This is a genomic window from Paenibacillus sp. ALJ109b (assembly GCF_010747435.1).
Taxonomy (GTDB): Bacteria; Bacillota; Bacilli; order Paenibacillales; family Paenibacillaceae; genus Paenibacillus; species Paenibacillus taichungensis.
In genome coordinates this window covers 106,596-120,852 of sequence record NZ_JAAIFP010000012.1, presented here as the reverse complement: position 1 = coordinate 120,852, position 14,257 = coordinate 106,596, and the positions used below count along the sequence as shown (strand labels likewise).

Genomic DNA, 14,257 nt, shown 5'->3' with positions numbered 1-14,257 from the left:
GGTTAAAGAATGCAAGAGTGCTCCCTATTTTTCTTGTGAATTTTACAAGATTTTTTGTGTTTTTTCGATCAATTTTTACAAAAATCTGTATTGAGCTTCTATTAATCCATTATAAACTCCTTGTTTCTGGATAAGTTGCTCATGGTTTCCTTCTTCCTTGATTTCACCATGATCCAGCACGATAATGTTATCCGCATTTCGGATCGTCGAGAGACGGTGAGCCACCATAAAGGAAGTTCTTCCTTGCAGCAGCACTTTCAAAGCCTCCTGAATTTTGAGCTCCGTTTCGGTGTCGATGCTGGCAGTCGCTTCATCCAAAATCAAGATTCGAGGGTCAGCCAGCAAGGCACGGGCAAAGGATAACAATTGCCGTTGTCCCATGGATAATACATTCCCACGTTCTTCGACTTCCGTATCATATCCACCCGGTAGCTTCATAATAAATTCATGGGCATTAACAGCCTTCGCTGCTTCTTCCACTTCTTCATTGGTTGCATCAAGCCGTCCAAAACGAATATTATCGCGAATGGTGCCAGAGAAGATAAACGTGTCCTGCAACACAATACTGATCTGGCTGCGCAGACTTTCGACCGTTACATCTCTTACATCCTGACCATCAATGGTGAGACGTCCGCCAGATATGTCATAGAACCGGCTGATGAGATTGATAATGGTACTTTTCCCTGAACCCGTATGACCTACGAGAGCAATCGATTGTCCGGCAGCTGCAGCGAAACTGATTCCCTTCAGCGCCTGTCTACCCTTCTCATATTCAAACACCACATTGTCGAATACAATATCTCCTTTAATAGAAGCAAGCGGCTTGGCTCCAGGTTTATCTGCAATACTCGGCTCCTCATCCATAAACTCGAAGATCCGTTCGGAGGAAGCCATGGCAACGAGCAATTGATTGTACATCTGCCCCAGACGGTTAATCGGGTCCCAGAAGTTGCCGACATAGTTGGCAAAAGCTACGAGCAATCCGATTGTCAGCTGCCCCTCTTGAATTAGATAAGCACCAAACCAGAACAGGATTAACGTTCCGAAGCCGCCCGTAATTTCAATCAGAGGACCAAAGCCTTGGTTCATGGCCGATGCTCTATCCCATGATTTTTTGCTCGACAGATTCATGTTGTCAAAATACTTCATGTTTTCTTTTTCCTGCGTATAGGCCTGAGTCACACGAATCCCCTGAATGGATTCATTCAAATGGGAGTTGATGCGTGAGTTCTTCATACGTACATCCTGCCAGGCACGGCGGATCAACACACGCAGTTTGGTTGAAATAATAAACATGAGCGGAACTGTAATAATGACCGCGAGGCCCAGTTTCCAGTTGATCAGCAGCAAAATGACGATAATCCCCAACAGCTGCACACAGTCAATCATGACATTGACCGCACCGTTGGTGAACAGATCCTGCAGGGAGTTGATATCATTGGTGACACGCACCAATACCGAACCCGCAGGTCTTTTGTCAAAGAAGTTAAAGGACAGCTTCTGGATATGTTTGAACAGATCCGAGCGAAGATCGTAAATGACCCTTTGCCCGATAATGTTCGTTAATTTGATTCGGTACGTATTAGCCGCCCATTGAATCAGGTATAACACAAGCACAGAACCAGCAATAATATAGAGCATCGTCAAGCTTGGCAACCCCGTTGCAGGTGCAATCGCTTTATCAATCGCCAAACTGATCAAAAATGGAACGGACAATTTCGTAATGGTACCCAAAATCATCATTAGGATAATGAGTGGCAAGAGTTGTCTTGCATAAGGTTTCATGTAAGAGAACAAACGTCCGAACTCACGCCAGTTAAACGGTTTTTCAATTATTTCGTCGTCCTGATATACAAAACGTTCATTCATTTTCTTGTCAGAGGTCTCTTTGACCTCGCGCCTATCGGCTACCGTTTCGGCACTCATGAATTCACCTGCTCCCCAGCCTCCCGCTTACCGCGGGCAATATAATCTGCGTATTGAATCTCATATACGTCCCGGTAAGGTCCAGGCTCTTCAATGAGATCTTTATGTGTGCCACGTTGAACGACACGTCCTTCATCCAGTACCAGAATCTCATCTGCGTGACGCAGGGAAGAGATCCGATGCGCAATGATAAACGTCGTTCTTCCACGCATGACTTCCTGGAATCCGGATTGAATTTCATGTTCGGTCTCCATGTCGACTGCACTGGTTGCATCATCCAGAACGAGAATTTTCGGATTTTTCAGCAGAGCTCTAGCAATTGCAATCCGCTGTTTTTGTCCTCCGGACAAGCCCATTCCCCGCTCCCCTACGACCGTATCGTATCCTTCAGGGAATTCCATGATGAACTCATGTGCTTTGGCCAGTTTGGCTGCACGGATAATCTCATCCATGGTTACATTTTTGAGTCCATAAGAAATGTTGTTGCGAATGCTGGAAGAGAACAGGAACGTTTCCTGGAACACAGAAGCAATCTGACTCCGCAGGCTGCGAATTCCAATATCCTTAATATTTTTGCCGTCCAGCTTGATGGTGCCCGAGTTCACGTTGTATGCACGCATCAGGAGCTGAATAATAGTTGATTTACCCGAGCCTGTTCCTCCCAGGAAGCCAATGACGGAGCCTGGTGGCGCATCAAAGTTAATATCGGTCACTGCCGGCATTTTATTGCCGTAAGCAAAGGTAACGGATTCAAAGGCCACATGCCCTTTGACTTGATCAGCCTCTACAATGACCGGATCTTCTGTCTCTTGTACATCTACCGGCGTATTCAAAAGTTCCAACACCCGTTCACCCGATGCTTTGGATTGCGTATAGTTATTGATATGGAAGCCAAGGTTCCACATTGGACCGATTATGTACCAGATCAAACTGAAAAAGGCAACGAGTTCACCGAGTGTTAACGTTTTCTGAATAACCATGTTTCCGCCAATGAGGAGCAGAAGAACTACGCTGACAGAAGCCAGAATCTCCATGATCGGAAAATATTGACTCCATAATGTTGCTGCATGAATCTGGTTCGTTTTGTAACGCTCGTTACGGACGGCAAACTTCTCCACTTCGTGAGGCTCACGTGCAAATGACTTTACAGTACGCACACCTGTAATATTCTCCTGTACTGCTGTCGTCAAAGAGCTAAGTGCCAGCCGCATTTCTTGGAATGCAGGGTGAATTCGGGATTCGAATCTCAGCGCAACGAAGGCAAGCAGAGGAATACATATGAGCGTTAGCAAGGTAAGCTTCCAACTCATGGTCATCATCATGATTGCGCCGAATACGACCATCAGAACCATGTTGAGAATTTGAGCGAAGCCAAATCCGATAAAGTTACGGATCGCTTCGAGATCTCCCGTGAGGCGGGACATCAAATCTCCCGTTTTGGCCGTGTCGTAATACCGGAAGGATAAAAATTGAAGCTTTTCGTAACAAGCGTTACGAAGTCGGTACGCCAGGAAGTTCCCGAGACGCCCTCCAAAAAGACCGTGTAAAAATTGCATTCCCGCTTTCAGAATAACGACACCTAATACCGTTAAAGCAAGTTTGGGAACGTCTTCAAAATTGCGCGGAGTGATGACGTCATCAATCAGTATCCTTAGCAGGTTCGGATACACCAGTCCAAGCGCGGTCGCTATGGCGAGGCATAAGATCGATAAAAATAAATACGTGCGCTTCTCCCAGAAAAAGATCTGCAATTGCCTGAGAACATCCATGTCTCTCCTCCTCTTATATCGTTCAAAAACAGTATGAACATTTATGAAGTTTATCACCGTCCCCCATTCGCGGCAAAGCGAATAAGCGACCATATTCAGGCTACTTTCACCTTAATGCGTCATTAAGGAAGGTAGATACCCTCCTATCAATCAAATGTTTGAATATTCTCTTCCTTTCAGGTTGTTCGTACCAAAAAAGGCTCCCTGTATGCCTTTAGAGGCAGGGGCCTTTTTTGGTACAACGACAACATTTCAAAATATCGCTGTATAACTCATTCCGATTTTCAACCGTTTACATACAGACATGGATTTGAATACCTTTTATTCACGTTCAATCTGCCCCAGTTGTACAGACAGACTCTCCCATTCTTCGGCAGGAATTCCACTGGTCATTGTCTCATGAAGGGCACTAACGGCCTCCTCAAGTCTCTCTTCCAATTGACGGGATTGATGCTGCAAAGACTGACCAAGCTGGTTGTCATAGAATTGAACAAGTTTATTCTCCGCAGCAGGCAGAACATCGATCACCATCTGTTTAATAACAGGATCAAGTGCCTCCTGAAGCCGCTGTCGTCCATCTCCTTCGAAGAACTGTTTCGGATTACGGAAATAACTCAGATACGCTTTCCAACCCGAAGGTTCTTCCAAACGCACCTCTTCCAAAACAGGTGTACTCCAGCGTTCGCTCAGTGGCAACGACAGATCCATGCCTCCGGATAATCGTTTCAGTTCATCTACACATTCGGTCACTTGCTTGTGCATCCAAGTCTGCCCCGCCTGTTCGAGTCTAAGTGTAGTGGCAAGCAGTTCCTGTTCCAGTTCGATGGCAATCATGCGCAGCAGTTCGCGACCACAGGCAGCGAAGGCTGCTTTCAGATTCCCGCGATCCTCACGAAGAACGGATGGATGGAACGCTTCTGCCATGAACAGCCCAAAACGATAACCCAGGCGCTGCCGCACATGGAACAGCAATTCAGCCGTTTCCTGGGCCAGTTCTGCCTTCATGGACCGTTCCGCGAGCAAATGTACCCTCTGAAGGGACTGTTCCTGGATTGAGCCCAGCTCATCCCGACGTCGCTGTAGAACCTCTTCCCCCTGGGCCGCATCCTCGGCACGTGTCTTCACTCGTTTGATCACCCGTGCGATCTCTTCAGAAGCCCCACCAACCGCAAGGTCCGCAAGCTCACTTCCTGCAAACCGGTTAAATTCTTCCTCGAACTGAATGAAGCCAGATTGCTCCAGCAATGTCGCATCGTTGCCTGTCTTGCCTTCCATTGCCAGCATGCTGGATACAGGAAATAGGCGTGGTGCCCGAATGCCATTACTGCGCAGCTGAGTACTCACATGGTCAAGAACCTGCTCCAACTCCTCTTCAGAGGAAGACAAATCACTCGCATTAACCACAAAGAACATCTGATCCATTGCTGAGCTGTCTTTCACGCGTCCCAATTGATTCAGGAATTGTCGGTCTCCTTGAGAGAAGGCATGATTGTAGTACGTTACGAAAATGAGTGCATCCGCATTCTTCATATAATTGAAAGTGACACCCGTATGACGGGCATTCACGGAGTCAGCCCCTGGCGTATCTACAAGGACAATGCCTTGTTCTGTTACATCACAACTGTAGTACAGGTCAATACTGTCGACAAAGCAAGACTTCTTCTCATTAGCGACAAAGTTACGATATCCGTTCAGATCCACCAGCACATCCTGGCCGAGTTGAGCTGCGGTATCCTCCCAGCCTGCTGCGGCTGCCTGCAAAAAGCTGTAATGCGGACGCCCTGCCGGATGCACATCCTGTGGTGAAAGGGCTTTGACCCGTTTTTGCCAGTCTGCCCCAGGCTCACCCAGTCCAAGCAAACGGAAGGAATACGCAAGATCCTCCTGGAAGGCGTCCGAGGTCTTCATCCGGACCCGGGCAGTTCCATGCTCCGCGCCACCGGACGGAGCCATGATCCGGTTAATTGCCGCTGTCGTTGGATGCGGCGAGACCGGTAACACGGCTTCGCCCAGCAACGCGTTGGCGAAGGAGGACTTGCCGGCGCTGAACGCTCCGAACAGCGCCAGTGTAAACGTGCCGCCCGCAAGCGAAGCCGCGCGTGTACGCAGATCCCGTACCGCCGACCCCATGGCGGGGTACGGCTCTACCAGCGCAGCGGCGGCTTCCAGCCGTGCCGCCGCTGCGTCCAGGCGCCGGCGGCGCTGTGCGCCAGCCGCCGGCTGCCCATGCACCGCCGCTTTGCGCGGCGGCGGTGCCCCAGGAGTCTGTGGCTGCGCAGCCACAGACTCTTCCGTGCCCGTGTGCGGGCCGGGTGTTTCACCCGGCTCGTGCGCGGGCACGGGCGGGCCCTGCACCTCCGGCAACAGCCCGGAGGTGAGGGGGCCCGCAGGAGGCAGCAGGCTGCGCAGCCCTGCTGCCTCGGCGTCGGCGGCGCGCTGGAGCGCCGTATAGCGCGCCGCCGACGCGGATTGCGCCAGCAACGCTGCGCGGCTGGCGTCCAGCGCCTGGAGCGCGGCTTCGCCCTGCGTGCCCAGCGCTTCAAGCAAGCGGTCGGCCAGTATCATGGCCGACCTGCGGTAACGGGCCTCGATCTCGCCCCGTATATCCTTGCTGAATTGAAGCACATACTCGGGAGATACCTCTGCACTGGCGCTCCGTTTCATCTCCAGCAGTGCTTCATCTACCGCAGGCAGCTCCGCGTTCAGCGCTTGCTCCCACTCAGCACCCCACAGCTGATGTGCTTCACCCAACTGTCTAAGCATGGTACGAATATGCACTTCTACTTGCCCCGAAGCCTGATCTTGCAGAAGTCTCACAAGCTCAGCGGCACGACGCAGTTTCTCCTGCTCGGTCTTACCACCAGAGAACAATAAGCCTACCCGGAAACCGGGTTTACGGCTCTCCAAATAAGCCGCCGCAGAGGTACGAATATCGGCAGGGGTTAGGTTCGCATTTGCCAGAAGGGGCTCCAACTCCGCCCGAAACTTCTCCCGTTCACGTGATGGTTTGGAACGAAGTTCTGCTTCCTTTTGATCCAGGAGACCCAGTTCCCGTTCCAAGCGTTCAATACCTTCCTTGCCCCCAACTTCCTCCAGGAGCGCTGTCTCTTCCTCTTCGCGTTCCTCTGCCTGTCTTGTCAGATGCTGCTCGGTCACATGGCTCGCAGAGCTTGCAAGACTATGCTTGATTAACCCTTCCTTCTCATTCATCATATGTTCAATCAGTTGAGGAAGCTGCTTCCACTGGCTGTAACGATGCTCCTTGTCCCGAAGCGAAGTAAACAGCAGTCCATCATACCGAACTTCCCAGGCTGCAAAAATAGCTTCTACACCTTCAACATATTGGTCAAACGAAAGCTCCCGTTCCCGATGTTTATCAATCTGGTTTACGATAAGAAACAACGGTTTGCCCCAATCGGATAGACTTTTGGCAAAAGAAAGGTTGCTTTCCGATTGCACATGGTTATAATCCATCACATAGAACACCACATCAGCAAGATGAAGTGCTGAATGTGTTGCTAGGCTGTGCCCCTGATCGGTCGAATCCACACCTGGCGTATCAAGTAATACCGCATCATCTTTCAGTAGGGGAATGTCATCCCATACTTCAATGGAGGTGTATGCCCCACCGTTCTTGCAATACTCTTCCAATTGTTCTGGCGAAACCTCAAGAACTCCCGCTGAATTGTCAGCGCTTACGTTCGATGACGTATAAATAAGTGCTCTCGGCTCACCGTTACGGATGGATACAACATTCGCACTTGTAGGTACAGGACTCGAAGGCAAAACCCGCTTGCCACATAAACTATTAATTAGACTCGATTTGCCTGCCGAGAAGTGTCCACAAAACGCAATCGTTAACTGTTTCATTTCCGCCTTACTGATCAAATCCGTTAAAGCCTGTACAGCTGTATGGTCCCCTGTCTGCTCCATCGCTTCTCGCAATGGAAGCAGAGGTTTGGCCATCTCTACTGGGTAATCTGTTCTGGACATGACTGGCCTTCCCCCTGGCTCCTCTAATTTGACATCTGGTCCGATGTCTTTATCTTATAATTCATTTATTTTACCATTATCAAGTTTGAAATTGAACGGTTTGAATACAAGATGACTGACAAAGATAATTTCAAATCGCAATTCTCCACATAAAAAAATAAAACCGATCCTGTCGGTTTTATCTGTGAAACAATTGTATTCCATAAGAAGCATGCTGCGTCCATGCCCAATTGGATCACCTTCAAAAGATAACCTTGTACATAGAAGCAGCATAGCTTATTAATTCAAATCTCTTAAGAAACAGCGTTCTCCATCGAAGGCAGCAAAATTTCAAATACTTGGCCATGCTGCAAAATCGTAATGTCACGACCTTTGTCTCTCATGACAACTACTTCTGGTTTCGTGGACATACGCTCCAGATAATGTTCAGGCACATCACCAGAATGGCTTACAGTGATGCCTTCTACTTCTTTTTCTTCGTTTTCAGCCATTTCCTGTTCAACGATTTGTTCGAAAATATCGGAGAAGGCCTCAAAATTGTCAGTGTACACGGAAATGCATTTCATGATTACTCATCCTCTTCTACTCATTAATTTATTTTTCGTTTTGGGGTTGTGGCACGTTCCTTATCTTTCCTGATTTGGGACGTTTTCATACGCTTTTTACCTTCTCTGCATATGTCCAGTAATGGACAGACATGGCATTGAGGGTTTTGTGCCTTGCAATGGTAGCGTCCAAAAAATATGAACCGATGATGAGTTAAAGTCCACTCATCCCGGGGTACGCGCTTCATCAGTTTTTTCTCGACTTCAAGTACGGAGTCATCCCAACCTGCTAGTGCCAGCCTTTTGGATACACGTTCAACATGCGTATCCACCGCAATTGCCGGGACTCCAAATGCATTGGATACAACGACATTTGCAGTTTTCCGCCCGACACCAGGGAGCGTCACAAGCTGATCATGTTCCTGCGGTACATCACCGCCATACTGCTCTATTAAAATTCGGCACATGTTCTGAATATGCTTGGCCTTGTTTCGGTACAAACCGATACGCCGGATATCCTGTTCCAGTTCTTCGAGAGGAACAGACAGATAATCGGCAGGACTGGTGTACTTTTTGAACAAGTCTGCGGTTACCTTGTTTACCGTTTCGTCGGTGCACTGGGCAGACAATAGGACGGCTACAGTCAATTCAAACGCATTGCTGTGATTTAATTCGCAATGTGCATCAGGAAACATCGCTTCCATTGTTTCGAGTATATGCCTAACAGTGGCTGCATTCATGAAGAGCTACCTCCCACAAAATGACTCCACGAGGTGGAGCCTTACTTCGAAGCTTCTTTCGAGTACTTTGCGGGGACCCCAAAAATCTTGCAAAAAAAACGTCCTGATACGGGAAAGATCCCGCATCAAGACGGTCATTCTTTTGATCCTCGAAAAGAAACGATTACTGTTTTTGGATCTCCAGTACAACGTTGTTCAGGAGATACAATACAATATTATCATTATCTTTGAGAGATTGCACGCTTAAAGTGTTGTCACCCTGGTGAACAAATGCGCCTGTCCCCAGTGCAAAACGATAATTCGTGTCAGATGTGGACTCGCGTTTAACCAAAATTTGGTTGCCCACTCCATCATAAGACCAGAACTGTTTGCTCATGACTGTCAACACTCTAAAACGGGTAGAATTATCCGTATCTTTCGTCATTTCAACACGATCACCAACAGTAAGACTGCTAAGAGTAGTTAACGTAGAACCCGATTTGACTACTTTTACAGAACCACTAACAGGAACCGTCTCACTTTGACCATTGAACAGTTTCAGTGTAACTGACGAAGCATCAACAGATGTAACCTCCGCAAGCGTACGTTTAACAACTTGAACCGCTTTAGGAGTCGTTCCCTCAAAAGTAACGTTTATCAGGTTTCCCGCTGCCAATTGTGACGCCGTAAGGGACTGACCACTTTCTCCTGTCAGAACCGCTTGATCGACATAGAACTGACTTGTCAGCGAATCCGATTTCACACGAACACGTCCATTGGTTTCTACAGAAACTACTTCAAATTGTGCCACTGTATTCAAAGCCACTTTCTGTACATAGTCCTGATTCGAACCCAGCGTAACTGTGACACTATCACCGATCTTCAGGTCACTCAGACTTGCTCCAGATTTGTTGTAAATCTCGATTGTTGGAACCGTAGAGTACGGCACCGTGATCGTCTGGTTTCCAGACAACAAACTGATTTTTCTGCCCGCAGTATCAATACTGCTGATTGTGCCTTCGTATTTATAGATCACTTTAACGGATAACGCACGAGTTCCCACATACGTCAGATCCAATTTGCGACCATCATTCAACAAAGACTCCAATCCAGCAAGTGTAGGCTTCGATGTGTTGTAGTCCAGCTTCGTTTTGTCATCCAGCGTGAACACAAACGGTTTTTTATTACTGTCCAGAACCGTCAATACTTTTGTTTTACTGTTGTAGGATACAACGGAAACTCCGTTCATTGGCTCCATCTGACGTCCGATTACTTGAATGCGCGTCACACGGTCTTCTGAGTTTAGCGTAAGTTCAACCTGATCTCCATTAGTTGCGTCTGTAATCAGATCATTCAGCGTAGCATCCTGGATTCCGTTAATAACTACTTCCGGTTTTTCTGCAAGCAGCTTCGCTTCCAGCGATCCACCTTCACGTTTAAACGTCAGTGTCGATTGGTTACCACCGATCTCCACCAGTGTGCCGCGTAAAGACTGCTCTACACCTTGCGACAATTCAATCGTTTGCAGGATGCTGTCTTTAACCGTATACTTCACTGCACTTCCCGCTTTGAGCTCCGCCAGGGAAAGGATTCGGTCTTGATATCGAATGATCAGATTATCGTTATACGTGTATTGCTCTGTAGTTCCGGCTGCATTGGTAAGCTTAATCGTTTTGGCAGAAGTCGTTACTTCAGCAACGACACCACTATCACTTTTGTTGACAATACCGGACTTCACACGAATAACAACTGTCTTTTTGTCAGCCGAGAACGTCTCACGCTGTACTTCAATGGTGCTATCCGCTGTAATATCAGATAGTTTGATTGCATTTCCGTTTTGATCGATAAATGCTGTTGCCTCATCATAGCCATACGTTTCATAATTCTCGCCTACAAACAAGCCAATTTTATTACCTGATAATGAACGAGCAAAAGTACCTTCAACGCTTTCTACCTGCGGTGTTGCATCAACCACTTCCACATAGGAAGCCGTGCCGGTAGTACCTACAATCTGAACTTTTGTATACAGCTTCACATCTGCAGACGATGCACGGGATTCACTGTCTTTAGTAAAGTAAGGCGTACTGCTGTTCACTGCGAAGTTAACAGCTTTTCCGTCCACAACCAGTGTGATCTGCCCATCTTTTAATCCAGTTACATAACCCGTGAATGTGTTCGCATACTTCGTATCCGTTAACGTTTCGCCGCGGCTGAAGAATGTAGCGAGTTGAGCACGAGTTACAGAGCCTGTTGGATTAAACTTGTTGCCATCTACACCTTTGGCCAGATCCAAACTTACAGCCAGATTGATGTACCCTTTGCCACTTTCGGAAATGCTATCATTATCAGCAAATCCGGTAGATTGATTGTTTTGCGCCTTCGCTTCAGCATCTTTGTTCAACGAACGGATCAACAATTTTGTAATCCATTCACGTGATGCCTGTTTCTGCCCCCAGGATGTTTTGGACACATCCACTGTAGATTCTTCGGTTTTATCAATCAGTCCCAGTTGAAGCGCCAAAGCGACATATGGCTTGAAATAGTTTCCCACTTCCATATTTGTCGGTAATGCCGTAGCCGTACTGTCGTTCAACTGGTCCTCCTTGTTCATAAAACGGATCGCCATCGTCACAGCTTCCTGCTGCGTTACCGCGTCTCCCGGACGGAACAGGCCATTGTTACCGAGAAGAATACCTTGATAGGCCAGTTTGTACACATGTTTCTCAGCCCAATATCCGACCTTGATATCACTGAACAAACCGGTTGGTGCAGCTGTATTGCTTACAGTTGCAGTCTGACCTTGCCCCGTATCTGTTGATTCTGCTGCCATAGCAGCACCGCCGGCGCTAAGGGCCATCATGCCTGCAAGCACGGCTGAAACTACTTTTTTAGAGTGTGATGGATTGTTATATTTAAAAGTCACCTGTGATTCCCCTCTCTCATGTAAAACGGCCGATATTCCGCAGATTCACGGTAAAACAACATGCTGTACAACCTATTCGGATCGTGTCATTGGATGCTCAAGATCCACATGGCCCATCAAACTCTCGGATTGCTGGCCATCTACCAGCAAATCAAGTGATTTGACTTCATCAAATTGGAAAAACGTTTGCTTCAAAGCATCAATAGCAAACACTTCGCCACCTGCACCAAGACGTGCTGTATCCGGCATGTGAATATCCAGGGTAAGCGCACCATCTTTGAACTGAACAGATTTCAATTCAATTTCTTTAGCCCAAAGCGGAACAAGCTTGTCGTCCTTGCTTTGTTGCAGCGCTGCAAATGCAGCCTTGTACTTGGCTTCATCAGAAGCATAAGAAATATCTGCCGATGCTTTATGCAATTCCAACTCTTCCAGATCTGTGTAGTACACATCAATGGTCTTCTTCTCATTAGTTTCGGAAGTTCCAGGCTTCTCTGAAGTAGTTCCACCCGATGGAGTCGTTGTACCCTCCGTACTGCCTTCTGTGTTACCCGGTGTCGTTGTCGTTGTATCCTCCGGATCCTCAGTTACAGGTTCAGTAATATCCGTCTCATTCTGATCCTCAGGCGCATTAATCTCTGTTCCCGCACCTTGAGTCTGATTTGGAGCTGGAGCAGCTGTTGGCTTGCTTCCACATCCAGCAGCAACTGTCATAACCGTTACCAGCAGCGCTGCAATCCATAATTTTTTGTTCATTCTAACTCCGCCTCCTGATCATAAGGGTTGAACCCTTATTTAATTCCCAGATACTCCTTGATCCCTGCAACAATCCCTTTGGCTACACTGTTCTGGAAACTTTCAGTGAACAGTGCGGCTTCATCACTCTTGTTGCTCAGGAAACCAGCTTCCAGCAAAACAGCCGGCATCGTTGTTTCACGGGTTACGTGGAGACTTGCCGTTTTTACTCCGCGGTCCTTCAGGCCAGATGATTGCAAGAGATACTTGTGCATCACCGTAGCCAATGCCTTGCTATTCGAACGGGTGTAATACGTCTCCACACCGTTTGCCGCTGCAGACCCGCTGTTCGCATGAATGGAAATAAAGATATCCGCCTTCAATTTTTCTGCGATCTTTACTCGTTCACTCAAAGCCAAAAATGTATCATCGCTGCGCGTCAGCACAACGTCAATGTTAGATTCTTTTTTCAGCAATGCTTCCACTTTCAGAGCCATTGCCAGATTGAAGTCTTTTTCCTTCTTGCCGGTTACACCGATGGCTCCCGGGTCCTGATTACCATGTCCAGCGTCTACAACAACAACTTTTTTGCCGTTGTTTCCAACAGGAGGTTGCGGTGTTGTAGTGCCTTCTTTGTTCAGATCAATCATAACCATCCCGGAGTCACTTTGTACGTCATAACCTTTGGCATTGCTCAGATCAATGACAAAACGAAGAGTAGAAGGACTATTGCTGTACAAGGAATAACGAATCTTCGACACATCCGGATATCCACTCACGACAAGCTGTCCATTCTGGTTGCTGTCCAAAGCTTGTCCTTCACTAAAAGAGTCAGCGAACGCGGTATTTGGCAAGTCTATAACGATTCGATCCGGTCCTGTCATCGTGAAGACGTTCGGCTTCGTATTTCCGCTTGTTGCAATCAAAAAGCGGTTGTCACTGAAGCTGATGCCGTTCACCAGTACAAGACCATCCTGATCCGATCCTCCACCATCATTACCAGAGTTCGGAGGAGTGGTTGTCCCGTTTCCGGAACCTGAATTCTGGGTAACTAATGTTACCGTCTTCGTTGTATTGTTCCAACCCACCTTAAGACCCATTTGCTCACCAATGAACCTTAAAGGCACAAGTGTGGTTCCATTTTTCACGAGTGGCGGGGCATCAAGGTTCACGTTACTGCCGTTCACCGTTGCCGTCTTCTGTCCAACAATCATCTGCATGGCAGTGTTGTCTTTGCTAATAGTCACGGTGCTTGTTGCCTGTTTCCAGTCCACACCATATCCCAGGCTCTCCGAAATAACCCGAATCGGAACCATCACGCTGCTATTGATGATTTCCGCTTTGGCATCCGAAGGCTGCACAATTTCTTTCCCATCTAGGATAATGTGCGTATCTGCTGCTGCATGACTATAGCCCGGGAAAACGAGCCCAAAGACAAATAACAGTACCAAAAAACCGAACTTCTTCATCCTTCACCCCTACCATTCTCATATTTTTTTGCCGCATGTTGTGAACCTTCAGCTCCGACTGACCACTGAGGCATTACCAGACACCTATTAGACGCCTCGTATTCTCAAAAGTTGCGAATATATTCCAACATAACAGAAAAAAAACGTTGTCAAATCAAGCTTTTTCTACATTTTATTG

8 protein-coding genes are annotated in these 14,257 nt (G+C 47.6%); all 8 read right to left on the bottom strand.

Annotated features, from left to right (window positions below; translation table 11 throughout):
• Nucleotides 1–75: 75 nt before the first annotated feature.
• The 8 genes from G3352_RS14340 to G3352_RS14305 all read right to left on the bottom strand — a co-directional run bounded on the left by G3352_RS14340 (nt 76) and on the right by G3352_RS14305 (nt 14,079).
• Nucleotides 76–1,926: an ABC transporter ATP-binding protein gene (locus tag G3352_RS14340; protein ID WP_076288991.1), complete on the bottom strand. Its 1,851-nt coding sequence runs from the start codon at nt 1,924–1,926 to the stop codon at nt 76–78.
• The gene (locus tag G3352_RS14335) at nt 1,923–3,695 is read right to left on the bottom strand and encodes an ABC transporter ATP-binding protein (protein WP_163757418.1); all 1,773 of its coding nucleotides are present in this window, start codon (nt 3,693–3,695) and stop codon (nt 1,923–1,925) included. The genes G3352_RS14340 and G3352_RS14335 overlap by 4 nt, the downstream gene beginning before the upstream one ends.
• Before the next feature lie 321 nt (nt 3,696–4,016).
• Nucleotides 4,017–7,688, bottom strand: a complete 3,672-nt coding sequence (locus G3352_RS14330) for a dynamin family protein (protein WP_163757415.1) — start codon at nt 7,686–7,688, stop codon at nt 4,017–4,019.
• 293 nt (nt 7,689–7,981) lie between these two features.
• Complete coding sequence (locus G3352_RS14325; protein WP_024630585.1) at nt 7,982–8,254, bottom strand: hypothetical protein; 273 nt, start codon at nt 8,252–8,254, stop codon at nt 7,982–7,984.
• A 23-nt stretch (nt 8,255–8,277) separates the two neighbouring features.
• Nucleotides 8,278–8,973 carry an endonuclease III gene (gene nth / locus G3352_RS14320; protein ID WP_063566827.1) on the bottom strand — a complete coding sequence of 232 codons (696 nt, stop codon included), beginning with the start codon at nt 8,971–8,973 and terminating at the stop codon, nt 8,278–8,280.
• 163 nt (nt 8,974–9,136) lie between these two features.
• A complete protein-coding gene (locus G3352_RS14315) occupies nt 9,137–11,875 on the bottom strand; it encodes an S-layer homology domain-containing protein (protein WP_163757414.1) in 2,739 nt (912 codons plus the stop codon).
• A 72-nt stretch (nt 11,876–11,947) separates the two neighbouring features.
• Nucleotides 11,948–12,631 carry a GerMN domain-containing protein gene (locus tag G3352_RS14310; protein WP_163757412.1) on the bottom strand — a complete coding sequence of 228 codons (684 nt, stop codon included), beginning with the start codon at nt 12,629–12,631 and terminating at the stop codon, nt 11,948–11,950.
• Between the two features lie 35 nt (nt 12,632–12,666).
• Nucleotides 12,667–14,079, bottom strand: coding sequence for an N-acetylmuramoyl-L-alanine amidase family protein (locus G3352_RS14305; protein WP_163757410.1), 1,413 nt, complete (start codon nt 14,077–14,079; stop codon nt 12,667–12,669).
• Between the last annotated feature and the right edge of the window lie 178 nt (nt 14,080–14,257).

Bases quoted from the DNA above. Each gene is read 5' to 3' on its own strand.
- G3352_RS14310 (WP_163757412.1), bottom strand. From the start codon at position 12,631: ATGAACAAAAAATTATGGATTGCAGCGCTGCTGGTAACGGTTATGACA.
- nth (WP_063566827.1), bottom strand. From the start codon at position 8,973: ATGAATGCAGCCACTGTTAGGCATATACTCGAAACAATGGAAGCGATG.
- G3352_RS14330 (WP_163757415.1), bottom strand. From the start codon at position 7,688: ATGTCCAGAACAGATTACCCAGTAGAGATGGCCAAACCTCTGCTTCCA.
- G3352_RS14305 (WP_163757410.1), bottom strand. From the start codon at position 14,079: ATGAAGAAGTTCGGTTTTTTGGTACTGTTATTTGTCTTTGGGCTCGTT.
- G3352_RS14335 (WP_163757418.1), bottom strand. From the start codon at position 3,695: ATGGATGTTCTCAGGCAATTGCAGATCTTTTTCTGGGAGAAGCGCACG.
- G3352_RS14340 (WP_076288991.1), bottom strand. From the start codon at position 1,926: ATGAGTGCCGAAACGGTAGCCGATAGGCGCGAGGTCAAAGAGACCTCT.
- G3352_RS14325 (WP_024630585.1), bottom strand. From the start codon at position 8,254: ATGAAATGCATTTCCGTGTACACTGACAATTTTGAGGCCTTCTCCGAT.